The organism is Hyphomicrobium nitrativorans NL23 (assembly GCF_000503895.1).
GTDB classification, from domain to species: Bacteria; Pseudomonadota; Alphaproteobacteria; order Rhizobiales; family Hyphomicrobiaceae; genus Hyphomicrobium_C; species Hyphomicrobium_C nitrativorans.
Genome location: NC_022997.1, coordinates 1,677,008 through 1,694,558 on the forward strand (window position 1 = coordinate 1,677,008; position 17,551 = coordinate 1,694,558).

Sequence of the window (17,551 nt, forward strand, 5' to 3'; positions counted from 1 at the left end):
ATGCCATGCGGCTTGAACAACCTGCTGTTGCCCGCCTCGATTGGGTCGATGTCGCCAAGGGTGTCTGCATCATCCTTGTGGTGTTGATGCATGCGACGCTCGGGGTCGAAAAGGCAACCGGCGAGAGCTTAAGCCTCACTCACTTCGTCGAATGGGCTCGGCCGTTCCGCATGCCCGATTTCTTTCTGATCTCCGGCTTGTTCCTCGCCGCGCGGATCGATCGTCCGTGGCGGAGCTATCTCGATACGAAGGTGGTCCACTTTGCCTATTTCTATGTGCTGTGGCTGACCATTCAGTTCGCGCTGAAAGCGCCCGGTATGGTGGCGGAACACGGTGCCGTCGCTACCCTTGAGCATTACGTGATGAGCTTTTTCGTGCCGTTCAGCACGTTGTGGTTCATCTACCTTCTTGCCGCGTTTTTCGTCGTGTCGAAACTGTTGCGCCCGGCGCCTCACTGGCTCGTGCTCGGTGGCGCGGCGCTCTTGCATGCGGCATCGCCCCATAGTGGCGTATTCATCGTCGATGAATTCACGAGCCGTTTCGTGTTCTTCTATTCGGGTTATGCCCTGGCGCCCATGGTCTTTGCGTTTGCCGATCGTATGCGGGTTACGCGGAGCGCGCTGCTCTTGACCGGGCTCGCCGCATGGGCCGCCTTCAATACGGTTGGCGTCGTCTCCGGTATCGCCTTCGTCGCCGGCGCGGATCTGTTGTTTTCGTACGTCGGAATTGCGGCCGTCATTGCGTTCAGCGTTCTTGTGACGACGTCTTGGTTCGGACGCGCACTCGCATACTGCGGAGAGCATTCCATTGCCGTCTATCTGGCGTTCACCGTGTTCATGGGGCCTGCGCGTATCGTGCTCTTGAAGCTTACGGGCGGAGAGCACGCGACGGCGATCGCGCTTGCGTCCACCTTTGCGGGGATCGCCGGTGCGCTGTTGCTCGCTTGGTTGGTCAAGGGGACGTGGGCCGGATTTTTGTTTGCCCGTCCGCAGCGCTTTCGTCTTGCGTCTCCACGCGGGGCATCTGGATCGTGTGTGCCTGCGTCTGCCTGAGTTGCGCCGCGCGAGGCCGCTCGATCTCTGCCGGTGCGTGATGCACTCCATACTTACGGTATTTGAACGCGCTTTGTTCCGACACATCTTAACGCCGCGTCAAACAGTTGGATGATACCTGCGGGACGCGAGGGGACGGCCGAACGCGTGGGCGCGAGTTCACATTCCAATTCGATCAACGGGAAGATCGGCGTCCTTCTCTTGGCTGGATGGCGGAGTGGTTACGCGTCGGATTGCAAATCCGTTCATCCTGGTTCGATTCCAGGTCCAGCCTCCACAATGCCGCGTGCGCTGCCGCTCATTCTTAGCGCACGCCGACGACAGCACCGATCAGGACGTCTTTCGTGCCTTTCGTGAGGTGGATTTCGGCTGCTTGTCCAACGGCGCGACGAATATTTCGAGCTTGTGGCTTACGATCTTGTATCCGTGCTTGCGTGCTATTTCTTCCTGCAGCCGCTCGATCTCATCCGAGTGGAATTCGATGATGTCTCCGGTTTCGACATCGATGAGATGATCGTGATGTGCGTGATCGGCCGATTCGTAGCGTGCGCGCCCATCGCCGAAAGTGTGACGCTCGATGATCTTCTTATCTTCAAGCAGTTTCACGGTGCGATAGACGGTGGCCAGGGCGACGCTTGGGTCGATCTGCGTCACGCGACGGTGGAGCTCGACCGTATCGGGATGGTCGGTCGCTTCGGCGAGAACCTGCATGATGACGCGCCGTGGCCCGGTCACGCGCAAGTTGAGCGCGCGACAGATCTCTTCAACGCTGTCGCTCAATGTCGGCTTCCTGCTCAAAGCGAGGCCTCCCGATCTTGCCATTGCCGCTATGCGGCTTTCGCGCGTCGTTCCGTGTTTGGTCTCATACCCCAAGCGGCAATGTCCGGCCACCGTTATGAGACGTAGAATCAACATATTGGCACTCTTCCGGGGCGTCCTGGAACGCGATCTGCCTTAGGGACTTAGCGCTGACGCGCCCGGGCGAATCTTTGCGGCTTGGCAGGACATCCTGCTGGCGGCTGCGCTGCTCGTTCACGCTCTCTCGTGTCGTTACGCAGCCATTTTGCAACAAAGTCGCAATTGCAAATCAGTTGCATCTCGCTGTTGGCCGTGCAAAACGTTATTGCGAATAAATTGCAATAATGAGGTGCTGAAAATGCTTGAACGGCGGTGCGGGAGCGCGGCGTGTGGGGAATTCGCGAGGTTTGCGTTCGCGTTGCCAATTCTGGTGGTTCTGTCGATGGGCAGTGCGCTGGCGGACGATGCGGCCTTTTCCGATACGCTGACGGGTGACTGGGGCGGGGTGAGGTCGGCGCTCGACGACAGAGGGATTTCTATCGGTGCGACCTACACGGGCGAAGCGCTGAGGACGCTTTCCGGGGGCTCCCAGCAGGGAACCGCTTTCGAGGGTCTGGTCGATATCGCGGTCGATACGGACCTCGAAAAGCTCGTAGGCTGGCGGGGCGCCACGACGCATATCCGTGCGTTCCAGATTCACAACGCGAACGGCGAGAACGCCGCGGACTATGCGGGTGCGATATCCGACCCGAGCAATATCGATGCACTCGCGACGACGAGACTGTTCACTGTATGGCTCCAGCAGGAAGTCGGAGATGCCGGCTCGATCCGTGTTGGCCAGCTTGCGGCCGACGACGAGTTTTTCATCAGCGATACAGCCGGTGGCTTGATCAATGGGACGTTCGGTTGGGGAAACAATTTTGCGGCCAACCTGCCGAGCGGTGGACCCGGCTATCCTCTGGCGACGCCAGGCGTGCGCGGCAAGATCAGCGTTTCTGAAAACGTTTCCGTTCTGGGTGCGGTTTTTAGCGGCGATCCCGCAGGACGCCGTTGTTATCGCGATGACCCGGAGGCGGATCCGCAAGCGTGCAACGACCGCGGCACGACATTCAGTTTCAGCGGCGGGGCGCTGTGGTTTGGCGAGGCACAGTACCTCGTCAACCAAGGGGACGATGCCACGGGGCTTGCGGCGGCCTACAAAGTTGGCGGCTGGTATCATACCGGGCGATTTGCCGATCGGCGCTTCGGGTTGGATGCGGCGGGCGGGCGCGTGTCGATGGCCGATCCGACTGTCGAAGACGACGACATGCATGACGGAAACTGGGGTATCTACGGCGTGGCCGATCAAATGATATGGCGCGGCGATGGATCGAGCCTCAGTCTCTTTCTGAGAGGTGGCGTCTCGCCTTCGAACAGAAACCTCGTCTCGTGGTATGTCGATGGCGGCATCGGCCTCAAAGGCGTCTTTCCGGGACGGGACGAGGATGCGTTGACGTTCGGTATCGCGCACACGCACGTGAGCGGCGATCTCGCTCATCTGGATCGTGATGTCGCGTTCTTTTCCGGGGCGCCGTATCCGGTGCGGACTGGGGAGACCGTTCTCGAACTGAGCTATGCAATGCAAGTCGCGCCGTGGTGGGTGGTTCAGCCGGACATCCAGTACATCATCCGGCCGGGCGGCGGTGATCCCCATCCCGACGACGGCATGCGAAGAATGGAGAACGCCTTTGTCCTCGGCGTGAGATCGGAGATGAATTTCTGATCGAAGCAGGGTGCAGCGGCTGCTGGAATGCGGCTGCTCGGCGTCGGAAGCTTCACAAGCGAGATACGTCCCGCTTGTGAAGCGTATGTACGGGCGTTTGCGCGACGTCGAGCACGGAGGAGACAGAACCTCGCGGACGTCGCCGACGCCTTTCTACAGGCGATCGCCGGAGGCCCCTCACTCCGTCATTGCGCGCCTGGGATGTATTGTTTCGTGTCTCCGTCGGCCTCGGATTTGGCTCACCCCCTGGAAGAATCGAGAACGAGGCGACTGCCAGGGACACGCGCCAACGCGCGGCGGGCTGCGTCATCGTCCATAAACGTCAAAGCCGTCGAGAGGGCATCGGCTACGGCTGCCGCGTGCGCGACGACGGTCCGGCTGGTGGTCGGCCGCGCACAGCGGCCGGTTGCCGGGTTGAAGAGGTGATTGCAGCGTCCATTCGTGTCGAACCGGAACCCGTCCGCGCTCGTGGTGGCGACGGCCTTGTCCACGAGATCGAGCGTAATATTGTGGGATGCGTCCGTATCGATCGCAGTTTTCCATGCTCTGCCGTCCGGATGATTGCCCATGGTTCTAATCTCGCCCATGTCGACGAGCGAACTGGTGATCCCTTCCGCGCGGAGGATCTCGATAACCCGGTCGGTGATGTAGCCCTGAGCGATGCCGTTGAGCGTGAGAGCCATGCCACGGCGCGCGAATGCGATGCGGTCGTGACTGAAACGGACGTCGGGCCACCCGGTTAATTCGATTGCTTCTGCGAGCTTATGCGGTGGCGGTCCTTCGGCGTTCGCATTCGAGACCGAGAAATGATCGGCATAGCATCGCCAAATCGGCTGGACCGAAGCATCGAATGCGCCGCCGGTCGTGCGCCACATCTCATCGCACAGGTGCAGAAGACGTACGAGTTCCGAGGGAGGCCCGATGAGCACTCCGGTGCGGTTGAGTTCGCTCAGGGCGGTATCTTCGCGGTAGAGGCTGAAGATCGCTTCCAGGCGGCGGGCTTCCGCAACGGCGCGACGCAGCAGCGCCTTACCGGCGCGGCGGTCTGGATGGGCCAGGCGAATAGTCGAGACCGAGCCGAGCGACACACCCGTCCATTCCACAAGCGGCTCGCTTCCGGCACGCGGATGCGAGCCGATCGGCACGAGCGCCGCGCCGCCTGCCGCTGCGCACAGCGCGATCACCTTTCTTCGGCTCAGAGCGTTCGGCATGATCCCTCCTATCGATGGCCGCCAGTGCCATGATCGTGTGCTGCGCTGCCGTCGATATCGTCGGATGCCGTCTGCGAACTGAGCACATAATCTTGGGGTACATCGGCGAACGCGACGATGCGGCCGCCGTTCTTAGTCACGAACGCCTCGGCGGCGGTGCGATCGGAGAACGGAATGGTTTCGGGCGCGCCCATGCCGCCCTGCATGCGGCTCTCGATGACGAAGAGCGCGTTGCGGGCTTCGATCCAGTTATCGGCGCCTGGATTCTCCCACGTGGCGGCTTGGCCCATATCGGACACATAGACGGCGCGCACGTCCTTCGCCTCCTCGTCGAGCATCGTGTAGGAGAAGGCGTCGCGCGCCGAGGAAAACCAAACCGGCGTGCTTTGGCTGGCGAGAATGATCTGTCCTTTGGGACCCGTGTGCTCCATCAGGCCCATGCCGCAATAGTGCCCCATAGCCTCGGTCGTGAGCGTATGGGGAGCGGGCAACTCTACGCTCTTTTGCTCGCTACATCCGGCGACGAAGAGCGTCGCGAAGACGAGGATCGCGAAGGCCGGCGTCGTTTTCATAGCTCTCTCCTGGAGAAAATCATTGCCGAAGTGGCGAGCGGAACGAGTGTCCAGACCGCGAGCGCGCATAGGAGTTTGGCTGGGCCGAGGGCAATCGTGCCCGCAAGACCGGACATGCCGGAGAACGCACTGGCGTTCGTGGCGCCGGCAAGGTTCAACAGGCGGTAGACGTCGGTCGGATTGAGGAGGAGCAGGGCCGTCAACGTTCCGGACGAAATCATGCGGCCCTGATCTGCGACCAGTACGCCAAGAAGGACCATATCGAACACGACGACGAACAAAAGCCAGACGCCGATGGCGATGCCGGCTGCCGTCGCTCGCTCGCGTACCAGCACGCTGATGAGGTAGCCAATGGCGATGAAGACGGCGCCGAGCAGGATCGATGACCCGATCATGGCCGCGAACGCCGCCCAGCTCTGCGAGTCGATGACGGCACCTGTTGCCGCCAGCGTCACGGCTGCGGTGCCATATCCGAGCACGGTCGCGAACGCGAGAATGGCAAGATGCCCGATGAACTTGCCGATCAGGACTTGTCCGCGGCTGACAGGATAGCTGAGCAGGAGGAGCATGGTTCCCCGCTCCGTCTCGCCGACGATGGCATCGTGGGATATGAGAAGCGCGACGAGAGGGACGAGAAAGATGGTGAGGCTCGACAGGCTCACGATTACGATGTCGAGCGCGCGCGCACCGACGCTTCCTGTCGGTGCGCTGCCGAGGAAGGTCAGCGACAAGGCCAGCGCGGCAAGCAGCGCCGTCATCGCAAGAACCCAGCGGTTGCGCAGGCTTTCCTGGATCTCTTTCGTGGCGATCAGGAGGATGTTTCTCACGGAGCCTCCTTCCTGAGGAAGTGAGCGTACAATTCGTCGAGGGACGGCGGGATGATGTCCATGTCTTCGATGAGGTCGCCGGTGGAAGCGGCGCGCCGCAGAAGCTCTATTTTCTGCTCCCGTGTGGCGTCGAGTTCGACACGATGGCCGTTGAGCAATCGGATGGAGGTGGAGGCTCCGATCATGTTCGTAATTTTATCCATTGCGCCTTGCGCCACGGAGATGCGCACCGTGGCCGGCAACTCGGCGATGCGCCGCAGTTCGTCGAGCGTTCCGTCGGCCACGAGGCGACCGCGATTGACGATGATCACGCGCTCTGTGCGCTCCTCCAGCTCGGTCAGAACGTGGGAGGAGAGTACCACCGTTGCCCCGCGCTCGCGTAGTTCGCCTACGATGTCGTAGAACTCCATGCGCAGGCCAGGATCGAGACCTGTGGTCGGTTCGTCGAGGAGCAAGAGGCGAGGTCTGCCGATGAGGGCCTGGGCGAGCCCGAGCCGCTGGCGCATGCCCTTCGAATAGGTGCCGATCCGCCGCTCCGCTGCTTTTGCGAGGCCGACGCGGTCGAGAAGGGCGCGGATGCCGTCCACCGATTCCGACTTCAGGCGCGCATAGAAGGCGAGCACCTCGCGTCCGGTCAAGGCGGTGTTGAAGGTGACGCTTTCGGGAAGATACCCAAGGCGCCGGCGCGCTTCTATGCCGCCTGCGGCGGGGTTTTCGCCGAGAACGTGGACGCTGCCTTCTGTTGGCCGGATCAGGCCAAGCATGAGCTTGATGAGGGTCGTTTTGCCCGCTCCGTTGTGTCCCACAAGGGCGACCGTCTGGCCCGGCTCCAGCGTGAAGGAGATGTCGCGCACAGCTTCAATGGCGCCGTAGCGTTTGGTGACGTGTGAAATGTCGACCAGAGGCGTCATGGGGCCGCTCCTTTTCTGCCGGACAGCGGAATGGCTGTCGGCGCCATGAGGGGGCGGCTGTCGACGACGCCACCCGGCAACAAAGCCGGAAACTGAGCTTGCGCCCAACGGATGATCTGGACGGCAGGACTGTTGACCAGAACTTTTGCGTGAGGCGCGGTCCAGAGGACCTTGTCGATGATGTCGTTGGGCCTGTAGGCGGAATCTCCGACACCGTCGCCGTTAAGATCGAATGCCGGGTTGTCGCTCCAGTAGTTTCCGCGCCCGTCTTTCGACCAGTCGAGATAACGGGTGCCGACATACTTCACCTGGTTTCGGTTGCGGATGAAGGCATTGCCCGCGATGGCATTGCCTTCGGAACCGGCGGTGAAGTGCACGCCGATCTCGCATCCTTCGAACCAGTTATTCTGAAACGTGTTCTTGTTGGCATTGTAAATGAAAACGCATTTCTCAGGGCCGTTCCGCACGTTGCCTGGAAGAGACGAGACGGCCTCGTCCGCAGCGGGGAGCCCATGCTCGCGGGCTTCCTTTCCGCGCAGGCCGGGGGTGGCCCAGCGGCTGGCCGGCAATATGCGGCCCTGGACCGTGTTGCCGGAGATCTCCGAGCTATTGGCGAAATTGAAAAGAAAGCCGTGATTGAGATCTCCATCCGAGACGTTGTCGCGCACAATCAGGCGGTGGGAATACATGATGGCGAAGCCCACGGTATTGCCAACCGAGACGTTGCCCACGACCTCGGAATCGTTAGTGTACATGTAGTGGACCGCAAAGCGGAGGTCACGGAAACGGTTCCCGCGAAACACGTTGCGCTTGCTGGCAACGGCGAAGATGCCGTCTCGACCGAAACGAATATCGTTGTCCTCGACGCGCGCACCCGGTGCATTCCATACCGAGACGCCGTTGCCGGCCTCGTTGATCCGGCCTTCCCTGAGACCCACGATAATGTTGCGGCGCGCGGCGGCATCCTCGGCGCCGTGAATATAGACGCCGTAGAGGTTGCCTTCCAGGCGGTTGTCTTCGACGACAGCGCCTGTCGCGCTTTGCTTGACGAAGACACCGGCGTCCATCGCCTCAAGATCGCGACCGGAGCCGCGTACGGTGAGACCGCGTACGACCGCTCCCGGGGCGGAGAGGGTGATGACGCTGCCGCTGCCCGATCCCTCGATCACGGCCCCAGACTGGCCTTCGAGAACGACTTTCCGTTCGATCCGGACCGGCCCGCGATGCACGCCTTCGGCGAGCAATACGACGTCGTCAACGGCTGCGCGATCCAGCGCTTTCTGTACGTCACCGCCCGGTGCGATCGTTACTCGTGCGGCGAGTGCGGGTCCGCTCAATGCGGATCCGAGGAGGAGGGCAGCCAAGGCCGCCCTCCAGATGTCGTGTACGTTCAAACGCGTCACCGCTTCTCTCAGGTGTTGCTCGGCTCGACCAGCATTCGACCTTGCATTTCCATGTGCATGGCGTGGCAGAACCAACTGCAGTAGTACCAATAGACGCCGGCCTTATCGGCCGTGAATGTCACGGACGAGGTCTGAAGAGGGCCGACTTCCATGTTGATGCCGTAGTTGACGATGCAGAAGCCGTGCGTCAAGTCTTCCACGTCGTCGAGATTGGTCACGTAGACGGTGACCTCGTCGCCCTGTTTGACCGTGAACTTGTCCAGTCCGAACGCGGGTGCCGTCGACGTCATGTAGACGCGCACCTTGTTGCCGTCGCGGATGACCTTTTCGTCGCGTTCGAGGGTTACGCCGTCGGCCGCGGCCTGTTTCACGGCATCGGCGAAGAACGGGTCGTCACGCTTCCATACATGCAGCGGGTTGATCTTCGAGTGGTGCACGATGGTGGCATCGTGCGGTTCCGCGAATGTCGGGCCGTCGTGCACGATCACCATCTCGTCGCCGGAAATGTCGATGAGCTGGTCGTTCTCAGGCTTCAGTGGACCGACGTTGAGGAAACGGTCCTTCGAGAACTTGTTGAGCGAGATCAGCCATTTTCCGTCCGCCTCCTTGGTTTGCCCCATGGAGGAGTGGTTGTGGCCGGGCTGATAGTGGACGTCGAGCTTCTGCAGGATCGGGTTGACCTGCTCGCCCTTGTAGGCGCGGATCGCGAGATCGAGATCCCACTTCACGATCTGGCTGTCCAGGAAGAGCGTGGTGTAGCAGTTGCCCTTGCCGTCGAACGCGGTGTGGAGAGGTCCGAGACCCAACTCCGGTTCGGCCACCACGACGTCACGCGGCTGGATCTTGTCGTTGAAGAGGTCCGGGAGCTTGCGGGCGTCGAATACGGTGCACGTCGGAGACAGCTTGCCGTTCGCCACGAAATGGATGCCGTCCGGGGCCGTATTGATGCCGTGCGGGCTATTGGCGACGGGCACGTATCGCGTGTAGGGCGAACCTTTGCGGCCATCGAGCACGGGCACGCCACCGAGGGTCTGATAGTCGCCCTTCTTGACGGCTTCCTCGATCCTCTCGATGTCGAAGATGACGACCCAGTCCTGCTCCTTCGCCATCATCTCGGCAAGGGTCACGCCCTCTTCCGAATTGTAGCACGTGGACCATGCGTACTTGCCCTGGTAGTCCGCATCCACGTTGTCGAGGTTTCCGTCGACCCGGACCTGCCAGGCGACTTCCATGGTCTCGCCGTCGACGGCGCTGAAGATCGACATGTACTGGGTCGGATCATCGAGCACCGTGCCGTCGTTGGGGACGGGGACGCGATCTTCGCCGTTGCAGAACACGTAGCCGGTCCTCGGATACTTCTGTACGCGCAGGCCGTGCACTGTCGATTGGTTGGGAAGCTGGACGATCTTGTCGCATTTCATGATATCGAGGCGAATACGGCAGACGCGGGTGTTGGCCTTGTCGTTGGCGTAGAGGTAGCGGCCGTCATACGTGCCGTCGGTGAACGACGGATGCGGATGGTGCAGGTCGCCGTTCATGAAAGTGCCGCCGCGCGTTTTCAAAAATTCACGCGATTGGGGCGTCAGGCCGTCGGTCAGAATTTTCAGGCTTTCGTTGGTCTGGCCCCAGCCCGTGGCGCTACAGCGGTTGAATACCGGAATGCGCATCAGCTCGCGCATGGAGGGAAGGCCGATGACGCGTACTTCACCACACTGCCCGCTCGACGAGAATACGTAGTACTCATCGAGCTCACCGGGGGCGACGGTCGCGTGCGCGGCTGCGCTGCCGTGCGGGGCGGCCTGTGCCTGGGGAACGGCGCTGCCGCCCAGACCCGAGAGAGTTAAGCCGCCAGCCGTTCCGACGACGCCGACAGCGGCCGCAGCCACGGTGGTTCGATTCAGAATGTCGCGGCGTGTGAGGTTTGTGCTTTTCCTGTCGTCATTCTGCATGAGGCTCTCCTGTCATGACTTTTTTCCCGCGCGAAGTTTCGCAGGCTGGTGGATGATCTTTCCGACATAGGTGATGAGTGGACGGCGCGGTTCCGGGCGGGCGCTTGGCGCTCCTGACAGAATCGCGTCGCGCTTCTCGCGCTTCAACCGCCCCTGGATCATGTGCGGGCATCGCTGATCATCCCAATAGAGTTCCTGGCAGTGCATGCAGTAGATGCACTCGTTCACGTTGATCCGGCCGTTGGGATGGATCGACTGAACCGGACATTCGTTGGAGCAGCGCTGGCATGGCGAGCCGCATTCGGGCCAGCGGCGGAGCCATTCGAACATGCGCATGCGGCCTGGGATCGCGAGTGCAGCCCCAAGGGGACATAGGTATCGGCAATAGAACCGCTCGACGAAAAGCCCGGCGACGAGAATGACCACGGCAAACACGACGAAGGGCCAATCGCGGATGAACTTCAGAACGATCGCCGTCTTGAAAGGCTCGACCTCGGCGAAATGCTCGGCTGCGGTGAACGAGTAGAGCGACAACCCGAACAGGCCGAGGAAGATCACGTACTTGATCGGCCAGAGGCGCTCGTGCAGGTCCCATGCAACGCGAAGCTGCGGTACGCCGAGCGCTTTGGCGATGTTGTTGGTCAGCTCCTGCAAAGCGCCGAACGGGCAGAGCCAGCCGCAGAACGGCCCGCGTCCCCAAAAGAGGAGCGAGACTGCCACGGACGACCAGAGAATGAAGATCAGCGGAGCGGTGAGAAAATACTCCCAGCTGAAGCCGGTCAACAGCGCGTTGGTGAAGGTCAGAACGTTGACGACCGAGAGCTGCGCGTTCGCGTACCAGCCTAGCCAGACGAGCGTAAAGACGAGAAACGCGCGACGGACCCACGTGTAGACGTGAGGTCTGCGAACGAGGGCGTTCTGGAAGAAAAAAATTCCGGTCAGAACGACGATGGCAAGCGCTGTGATCGCGACAGGGGCGGCATCGCGCCGCCACATCTCTTTCCACAGCGGATCGTCGTCTTCATAGGCGGATGCGCCGGGGGCCGTCTGCGCTCGCGATGACGTGTCTGGGACAGCTTCGGGCGGCGATGCGGGCGCTTGCGCGGTGGCCGGTGCAGGCTTGCTGATGAGGAGGTGCGAAGGCAACGCATAGGTCAGTTCGAAATTGAGAAACGTCTTGTCACGCGGCCCTATGGAACGCTGGACCATAAGATCGACGGTCCAGGGCTGGGTGGGATCGAGCGCGAGATCCTCGGGGACAGAAAAGAGGGCGATCTCGGGAAGCGATGGCGCGCCGGGCGCCTGAATGGAACCGATGCGTTCATGGTTTTTGTCACGGAAACGGGCGCCGGATCCATCCTGTTCGATCTCGATTCGATCGAAGATACCGCCGCGGACGTAGCCGGAGCCTTTGAAGGAATACCGCCCTTGCCCGGCGACCAGAACCGCCTGTTGTCCGGGTTTGAGCCGGCTGCTGAGGCGTTCGTAGCCGATGTCTCCGAGCAGGCTCTTGCCAATGGCTGGTACACTCACGAGCGCAGCGTAAAGATCGATGAAGGTCTCGTCGGGATCGCCCTTTTCAGGATGGGCCGCGGCCTCCGCATTTCCCGATCGTTCGAAAGCGGCGTTGACGTCTCCGACCGAGAGCCTGAGCCTGCGGACCGATCCGTCTCCAAGCAGGCTCTGCCAGTCGCGCCCTCCCGGTGCGGACATGTCGACGGTTCGTGTTTCCACCGCGACGCCTGTCTGCGCTTGCGGCTCGGCTCCGGAAAGCGAAATTCGGCCGCTTCGGATGAGGCGCACCGCAGAGCGGACGATGCTGTCGGCCATGACGAGCACCGTTACGGTTGCCCCGCTGACAATATCCGGCTGCGGTGGACGTTCCGTTCCCGAGGCGATGGGCCCGACTTTCGTGCCGATCAGCTTGTTGATCGCTTCGACGACGCGGCGCTCCGGGACGCCGACCAGAACGATGGGTTCCTTGTGGTCGACCAATTTGAAGCCGGCGATCACACCCTGCATGTCGATGCCGACCAGGATATGAATGGGTTTTCCGGAATAGCCGACGGAGCCTGTCACATCGGAGTTCAGATAGACGAACCCGATTTGCTCATCTTCTGCAAAAACCGGGAGCAAGGGGGGATCGCCCTGAGGTTCTCCCACCCGCGTGGCTCGGGGAAAGAACTCCTGCGGGGTGACCTTCTCCAGAAAGGCCGCGAGGCTCGATTGCGCAGACGCCGGCACGGTCACGCCCAGCAAAGCCGAGGCGGAGGCTATGACCACAACGATCAAACGCACCAGTTTTGCGGCCAAGGAAAGCCTCGCAGGTTCCGCTCCATCTGGTGTGAAGGGGTACCAGGGCTACATCCGTTAGGGTTGACCTTGCTCAAGTCGGATTGCATCCCGCCGCGTAGGCTCTACCCTTATCTTCAAGGTATGGCGGCATGACCTCTTTGAATGACGAGCCTGCTGGCCGTATCCGTTCCATCGGCGAGTTTTTCGCGCTTGCGCGTGCGATGGAATTGGATGCTGCAACGCGCTACAAGGAAACGTCACGACAGCTTCGCGCTCAAGGCGAAACGGCGCTGGCCGCGGTCTTCGACGGCCTGGCGGAGACGGAGCTCGGCCATATCCGGCAAGTCGATCAATGGCAGGATCATGAGGGGGACGGTGCGAGCGCACGTCTGCCGTGGTCCATTCCCGATACTTTCGACGCCTCGCCGGAGGAAATGGCCGGCACCAAACTTTTGACGCCCTATCAAGCGCTTGCTTCCGCGGTGCGCCACGAGCAACGCGCGTTTGCGTTCTGGACTTACGTCGCGGCGCACGCAGAGGCGGCCGACGTGAAAGACGCCGCAGAGCGCATGGCTCTCGAAGAGCTGGAGCATGTGAGTTTGCTGCGGAGCGAGCGGCGTAAGGCGTTCCACGCTGGCCGGCTTGCGGGGCAACCGGCTGGTGAGGAGGCCGTGACGCTCGCAGGGCTCGCCGCCATCGAGCGACGTGTCGCCGAGTTGATCGAAAGCGACGCCCCGTCCGTGCCGGATATCGAGATGCGGTCCGCTCTTGGCGCGGCAGCGAGGGACGCCTCCGCAAAGCTCGACGAGTTGCACGCTGTGGAGCCGGCGGAGTTTTCGGTGCCTGCCCTTCCGGACGAGCGGACGAGCGACATCAGCGCTTGCGCGGAGTACTTGGCGGAGGCGTACTTGCGCCTTGCCGAGAGAACGCAGAATCCGCGTGTGCTGGGCGTCATCCAGGACTTGGCGAAGGTTGCCATTTTTCGGCTGGGCATCCTCAGGGCGGAAGATCCCGCCGATCTTGCCTGATCGGTGCTGCCTGAGAACGCGTGCCTTGACTTCCAAACCCGGCGAGCTAGCCTCCGTCCGCCATGAACGGATTGTTTCTGACATATCATTCGGAGGCTCGGCGTCGTAAAGCCGGCCGGTAGCCCGGACGCGCGCAAAGCGGCCGCGTCCGGGAAACTCCCTCGCTATCCAAATCCATTCAGAATTGTGCACTCCGCTGTGCGGGCGCGTTTTTGCGCGCCTCTCGCGGAGCATGGGCCATCCGTATCGCGTCGTCGCAGCCGGCGGGCGCGAGCTATGGGGACAGACAATGCAGTCGGACAAGGCTGGTGCGGACCGTACCGTGAAGACAACGATCAAGACATTGAACCGAACAATCGGGGAAGCGCAGAGGAAATCGGACAGGTATATCCGTCTTTTCCATCGCGCGAGGGCGGAGCAAATCAAGCAGCATTGGTTCGACTTGGCCGTTCTTAGCGACGAGCAAGCCGCGGGTGCGTCCCGTAAACTGAGAGAAGTTCTTGAGGAGAGCCGATCCGCTCGCGTGTGATCGCGCTTCTGTAACTCGCTCGCGAAACACTTCCCTAGGGCACAGACAGGCTTCATGTGCCCTGGGGAAGGCCGTTTCGTCTCATGCCGAGCCCGGCGCCGTCACAGGCGCGATCAGGCCTTTCCCGATGCAGAAATAGACGAGTTCGATATCCGAGCGCACGCCGAGCTTGGAGCGTATTTCGCAATGATAGTTGGCGACGGTCTTCGGGCTGAGGTTGAGGGCGGACGCTATTTCCTCGGTGGATTTCGCGTTGAGGATCATGCGCAGAATTTCGAATTCGCGGGGAGAGAGCGTGTCCAGAGACGAGACATCGTCACTGAGCGTGCTCGTGGCGATGGCTTGATTGATTTCAGGGCAGAGGGCCGGGCGGCCCTGAAAGACATCGCGTATCGCGCTCACCAGAAGGTCGGGGGAACTGCTTTTGGTGACATAGCCCCGTGCGCCGGCGCGGAAGGCCTGCTGAGCATAGGTGGGGCTTGCGTGCATGGAAAACACGAGAATGCGGGCGGCCGGCTCCCGTTGCCGTATCTGTCGAACGAGATCTATGCCGCCGCGCCCCGGCATCGAAATGTCGATGACGACGACGTCCGGCTGCAATTTCTTGAACGCCTCGTAGCCGGAGGGCGCGTCTCCGGCCTCCGCGATGACCTCGATGCCCCGATGTTTCTCGATTAACCGGCGATATCCCTCCCGAACGATGGCATGATCGTCGACCAGAAGAACGCGTATCGTCATGGCCCTCAGGCTCCTCGCGGCATGATTGGGAATTCGACATGAAGTCCGAAGCCGCCGTTGGGGAGTGCGCCGGAGGTGAATTGTCCACTGAGCGCCGTGACCCGCTCGCGCATGCCGATGATGCCGGATCGAGGCAATTCCGAGCGTTCGCCTTTCGGTTGGGGACCCGTTCCGTCATCGATTACGGAGAGCTTGATCTTTTTCAGTCCTGCGTCGTCGGCCTCGCTGAGGTGCACCGTGACGGTTTTGGCATTCGCATGTTGTGAGGCATTGTTCAGCGCTTCTTGAATGATGCGGTAGACGTGTGCGCTCGTTTCCATGCGGAGTGTCCCGACGTCGCCCGCGGTTTCGATGACATAGCGTGTGTTGCCGTGCGCTTTCTTGTTGTGCTCTTCGATGAGCGCTCGCAGGCTTTGGACGAGCCCGAAGTCGTCGATCTCCTGTGGCCGCAGGTGCGTCAGCGTTCGGCGGAGGGAAATCATCAGATTGGACGCCATCGCCTCCAGGCTTCTCGCTTCTTCGGCGAGGGGCAATCTTTCGCGTTGCGCGCTTGTGCGGATGGATGCGGCAAGCGCGTTGAGCGCGGCGAGCTTCTGGGCGATTTCGTCGTGAAGTTCGCGCGCGATGTGCCGCCTCTCCTGCTCCTGCGCGTCGACGAGGCGATGGGCGAGTTCGGCGCGCTCCGACGTCGATTTTCGGAGATCTTCGGATAGTGCGTTGAAGACTTCGCTGATGCGATTGAGTTCGGTCAGGCGGAGCTTGGGTAGTCTGTAGCTCAAATCGCCGCGCGCCATTCGGTTAAGGCCGTCGAGGATGTCTTTTGCGGGACGCAAAGCGCGGTCGACGACAAAGTAGACCATGACGCAGAGCGCAGCGACGAGGGCGGCAGAAAATCCGAGAAGAGGCGAGATGGTCGACCACGCGGCGCTGGCCGTCGCTGCCGGATGATAGGATGCGACGACGCTGCCGCGGTCTTCGTCGCGGTACGCAATGGGTATGGTCGCGGTCAACGTCCGATTGATGAACGTGCGGTGGGCTGCGAAGAACCAATGGGGCGGTGCGTTTGAATCCGTTCCGGCACAGCTCACGCGCTGCCGTCTTGCATCGGTGCCGTGAAACTCGACGCACTGGCCGGGCAGGAGGGTATAGGTGGCGACGACATCCCAATCCGGGAAGCGCGCAGGGATGTCGGTCGATCGGTCGATGCGCGAGAGTTGCAAATCGAGTTGCCGGCTCACGAGCGTGGCGAGTTCGACGTTCAGACGCTTCGCTTCGCGAGAGGTTTCATAGAGTGCAAGCGCCGAGCCGGCGAGGAAACACACCAAGGCTACCAACGCGATGCGCCTCACGAGCAGCCACTTCAGATCCATGCCGATACCTCGCCGCCGCTTTTACCTGGCAAGCTAAAAGGCAGGGAGCTTCGTGTGAAGCTCCAGCCTTCATGCTCGGGAAATTTCCCGGCCATCTGGAGGTTAACCGCTCTTCCGGGATTGGCGCGGGCTTTCTACGCTTTCTCCGGTGCTGAGGCATTGGGAGGGTTCTGCCATGCGGCGGGTCAGAGCGATCAGTTCGGTGCGTGGGTGCGGGCACTCGTGCGTGCGGGACGTGCTGACGGTCGTCGCGGTTTCCATTTCGGCTGCGAGCTGCGTGGTGGCGATTGGGTTCGGTCTAGATCGGGCGGGTGCGTGGCAGAGCGCCGCGCAGGCGAAGGTTTCGGCTAACCTGATGCAGGGCGGGCAAGGTTCCGATCTCACGGGCGAGATTTGTTCGAGCCGAGGGTCGAGGCTCGCGAGCGATGTCCGCGAGCCCAGCCTCAGCGCGCCCGTTCTGCCCCCCAACTCCGACGGCAAGCGTTGACGTTTTCGAACCAGAACAGGAGGAAACTCATGAAGGTAGGTCTGATTGCCGCTGTATTGCTTGCGTTCGCATCATCTGCGTTTGCGCATGATGCGAAGGATGACGCGAAGGAACTCACCAACGCGGACATGACGTATCAGGATCATCCGGCGTTTCCGAAGGGCGCAACGTACGTTCTTCTGCACGGCGATCCGGAAAAGGAAGGGCTGTTCATTTTGCGCGTCAAGTTTCCCCCGAACTACGTCGTTCCTCCGCACACTCATCCGGTTTTCGAATCCGTCACGGTCATGAGCGGTGCGATGTGGAGCGGGATGGGCGAGACAGTCGACAAGACAGGCGGAAAGAAGCTTGGCGCGGGCGGCCTGCTCCTGCTGCCGCCAAACCATGCGCATTACGTGTGGACGGAGGATGAGGAGACCATCATTCAGGTGGCAGCCAACGGTCCGTTCGATCTTATCTACATCAATCCGGATGACGATCCTCGACGGAAATAGCCATAGATCTGCGCTGCGTTCTCGAACCCGCCACCTTCGCGTGGCGGGTTTTCGTTTTCGTCGCAACACAACGCGCCATAGTCGCGGCGGCGGTGTCTTGGGTCCGGCGGGCTTCTCGGTTTCAA

General features: G+C 61.4%; 15 protein-coding genes and 1 tRNA gene. 6 read left to right on the forward strand and 10 right to left on the reverse strand.

The window, feature by feature from the left end:
* The first annotated feature begins 5 nt into the window (after window positions 1-5).
* Complete coding sequence (locus W911_RS07730; protein ID WP_023786983.1) at window positions 6-1,052, forward strand: acyltransferase family protein; 1,047 nt, start codon at window positions 6-8, stop codon at window positions 1,050-1,052.
* 203 nt (window positions 1,053-1,255) lie between these two features.
* Window positions 1,256-1,329, forward strand: a tRNA-Cys gene (locus W911_RS07735).
* A 53-nt stretch (window positions 1,330-1,382) separates the two neighbouring features.
* Here W911_RS07735 and W911_RS07740 read toward each other — a convergent pair.
* Complete coding sequence (locus tag W911_RS07740; RefSeq protein WP_081717675.1) at window positions 1,383-1,874, reverse strand: Fur family transcriptional regulator; 492 nt, start codon at window positions 1,872-1,874, stop codon at window positions 1,383-1,385.
* A 334-nt stretch (window positions 1,875-2,208) separates the two neighbouring features.
* Between W911_RS07740 and W911_RS07745 the strand changes: the two genes are divergently transcribed.
* Window positions 2,209-3,612 carry a carbohydrate porin gene (locus W911_RS07745; RefSeq protein ID WP_081717676.1) on the forward strand — a complete coding sequence of 468 codons (1,404 nt, stop codon included), beginning with the start codon at window positions 2,209-2,211 and terminating at the stop codon, window positions 3,610-3,612.
* A gap of 239 nt (window positions 3,613-3,851) precedes the next feature.
* Here W911_RS07745 and W911_RS07750 read toward each other — a convergent pair whose 3' ends face one another.
* From W911_RS07750 to W911_RS07780, 7 genes are read right to left on the reverse strand one after another with little or no spacing between them, the layout of a single operon-like run.
* Complete coding sequence (locus tag W911_RS07750; RefSeq protein ID WP_023786986.1) at window positions 3,852-4,823, reverse strand: FAD:protein FMN transferase; 972 nt, start codon at window positions 4,821-4,823, stop codon at window positions 3,852-3,854.
* Between the two features lie 8 nt (window positions 4,824-4,831).
* Window positions 4,832-5,395 (reverse strand): nitrous oxide reductase accessory protein NosL, encoded by a 564-nt coding sequence (locus W911_RS07755; RefSeq protein WP_023786987.1) that lies wholly within the window; start codon window positions 5,393-5,395, stop codon window positions 4,832-4,834.
* The gene (locus tag W911_RS07760; protein ID WP_023786988.1) at window positions 5,392-6,222 is read right to left on the reverse strand and encodes an ABC transporter permease; all 831 of its coding nucleotides are present in this window, start codon (window positions 6,220-6,222) and stop codon (window positions 5,392-5,394) included. Before W911_RS07760 ends, W911_RS07755 begins: the two co-directional genes overlap by 4 nt.
* Complete coding sequence (locus tag W911_RS07765) at window positions 6,219-7,133, reverse strand: ABC transporter ATP-binding protein (protein ID WP_023786989.1); 915 nt, start codon at window positions 7,131-7,133, stop codon at window positions 6,219-6,221. Before W911_RS07765 ends, W911_RS07760 begins: the two co-directional genes overlap by 4 nt.
* On the reverse strand, window positions 7,130-8,497 hold the full coding sequence (locus W911_RS07770; RefSeq protein WP_023786990.1) for a nitrous oxide reductase family maturation protein NosD: 1,368 nt from the start codon (window positions 8,495-8,497) through the stop codon (window positions 7,130-7,132). The genes W911_RS07765 and W911_RS07770 overlap by 4 nt, the downstream gene beginning before the upstream one ends.
* Before the next feature lie 47 nt (window positions 8,498-8,544).
* Window positions 8,545-10,485 (reverse strand): TAT-dependent nitrous-oxide reductase, encoded by a 1,941-nt coding sequence (nosZ, locus tag W911_RS07775; RefSeq protein WP_023786991.1) that lies wholly within the window; start codon window positions 10,483-10,485, stop codon window positions 8,545-8,547.
* Window positions 10,486-10,497: 12 nt separating this feature from the next.
* On the reverse strand, window positions 10,498-12,798 hold the full coding sequence (locus W911_RS07780; RefSeq protein ID WP_023786992.1) for a NosR/NirI family protein: 2,301 nt from the start codon (window positions 12,796-12,798) through the stop codon (window positions 10,498-10,500).
* Window positions 12,799-12,929: 131 nt separating this feature from the next.
* On the opposite strand from W911_RS07780, the gene W911_RS07785 reads away from it, so the two are divergent.
* Window positions 12,930-13,808, forward strand: coding sequence for a ferritin-like domain-containing protein (locus W911_RS07785; protein ID WP_023786993.1), 879 nt, complete (start codon window positions 12,930-12,932; stop codon window positions 13,806-13,808).
* Window positions 13,809-14,418: 610 nt separating this feature from the next.
* Here the strand turns inward: W911_RS07785 and W911_RS07795 are convergent.
* Together W911_RS07795 and W911_RS07800 are read right to left on the reverse strand one after the other, a co-directional pair.
* On the reverse strand, window positions 14,419-15,075 hold the full coding sequence (locus tag W911_RS07795) for a response regulator (protein ID WP_023786995.1): 657 nt from the start codon (window positions 15,073-15,075) through the stop codon (window positions 14,419-14,421).
* Window positions 15,076-15,080: 5 nt separating this feature from the next.
* Window positions 15,081-16,445, reverse strand: coding sequence for a sensor histidine kinase (locus W911_RS07800; protein ID WP_023786996.1), 1,365 nt, complete (start codon window positions 16,443-16,445; stop codon window positions 15,081-15,083).
* Between the two features lie 175 nt (window positions 16,446-16,620).
* On the opposite strand from W911_RS07800, the gene W911_RS07805 reads away from it, so the two are divergent.
* A complete protein-coding gene (locus W911_RS07805; protein WP_023786997.1) occupies window positions 16,621-16,932 on the forward strand; it encodes a hypothetical protein in 312 nt (103 codons plus the stop codon).
* A 29-nt stretch (window positions 16,933-16,961) separates the two neighbouring features.
* Entirely contained in the window at window positions 16,962-17,426 is a 465-nt protein-coding gene (locus W911_RS07810; RefSeq protein WP_023786998.1) for a cupin domain-containing protein, read from the forward strand.
* The last annotated feature ends 125 nt before the right edge of the window (window positions 17,427-17,551 follow it).

Bases quoted from the DNA above. Each gene is read 5' to 3' on its own strand.
- W911_RS07730 (WP_023786983.1), top strand. From the start codon at position 6: ATGCGGCTTGAACAACCTGCTGTTGCCCGCCTCGATTGGGTCGATGTC.
- W911_RS07740 (WP_081717675.1), bottom strand. From the start codon at position 1,874: ATGGCAAGATCGGGAGGCCTCGCTTTGAGCAGGAAGCCGACATTGAGC.
- W911_RS07745 (WP_081717676.1), top strand. From the start codon at position 2,209: ATGCTTGAACGGCGGTGCGGGAGCGCGGCGTGTGGGGAATTCGCGAGG.
- W911_RS07750 (WP_023786986.1), bottom strand. From the start codon at position 4,823: ATGCCGAACGCTCTGAGCCGAAGAAAGGTGATCGCGCTGTGCGCAGCG.
- W911_RS07755 (WP_023786987.1), bottom strand. From the start codon at position 5,395: ATGAAAACGACGCCGGCCTTCGCGATCCTCGTCTTCGCGACGCTCTTC.
- W911_RS07765 (WP_023786989.1), bottom strand. From the start codon at position 7,133: ATGACGCCTCTGGTCGACATTTCACACGTCACCAAACGCTACGGCGCC.
- nosZ (WP_023786991.1), bottom strand. From the start codon at position 10,485: ATGCAGAATGACGACAGGAAAAGCACAAACCTCACACGCCGCGACATT.
- W911_RS07785 (WP_023786993.1), top strand. From the start codon at position 12,930: ATGACCTCTTTGAATGACGAGCCTGCTGGCCGTATCCGTTCCATCGGC.
- W911_RS07795 (WP_023786995.1), bottom strand. From the start codon at position 15,075: ATGACGATACGCGTTCTTCTGGTCGACGATCATGCCATCGTTCGGGAG.
- W911_RS07800 (WP_023786996.1), bottom strand. From the start codon at position 16,445: ATGGATCTGAAGTGGCTGCTCGTGAGGCGCATCGCGTTGGTAGCCTTG.
- W911_RS07805 (WP_023786997.1), top strand. From the start codon at position 16,621: ATGCGGCGGGTCAGAGCGATCAGTTCGGTGCGTGGGTGCGGGCACTCG.
- W911_RS07810 (WP_023786998.1), top strand. From the start codon at position 16,962: ATGAAGGTAGGTCTGATTGCCGCTGTATTGCTTGCGTTCGCATCATCT.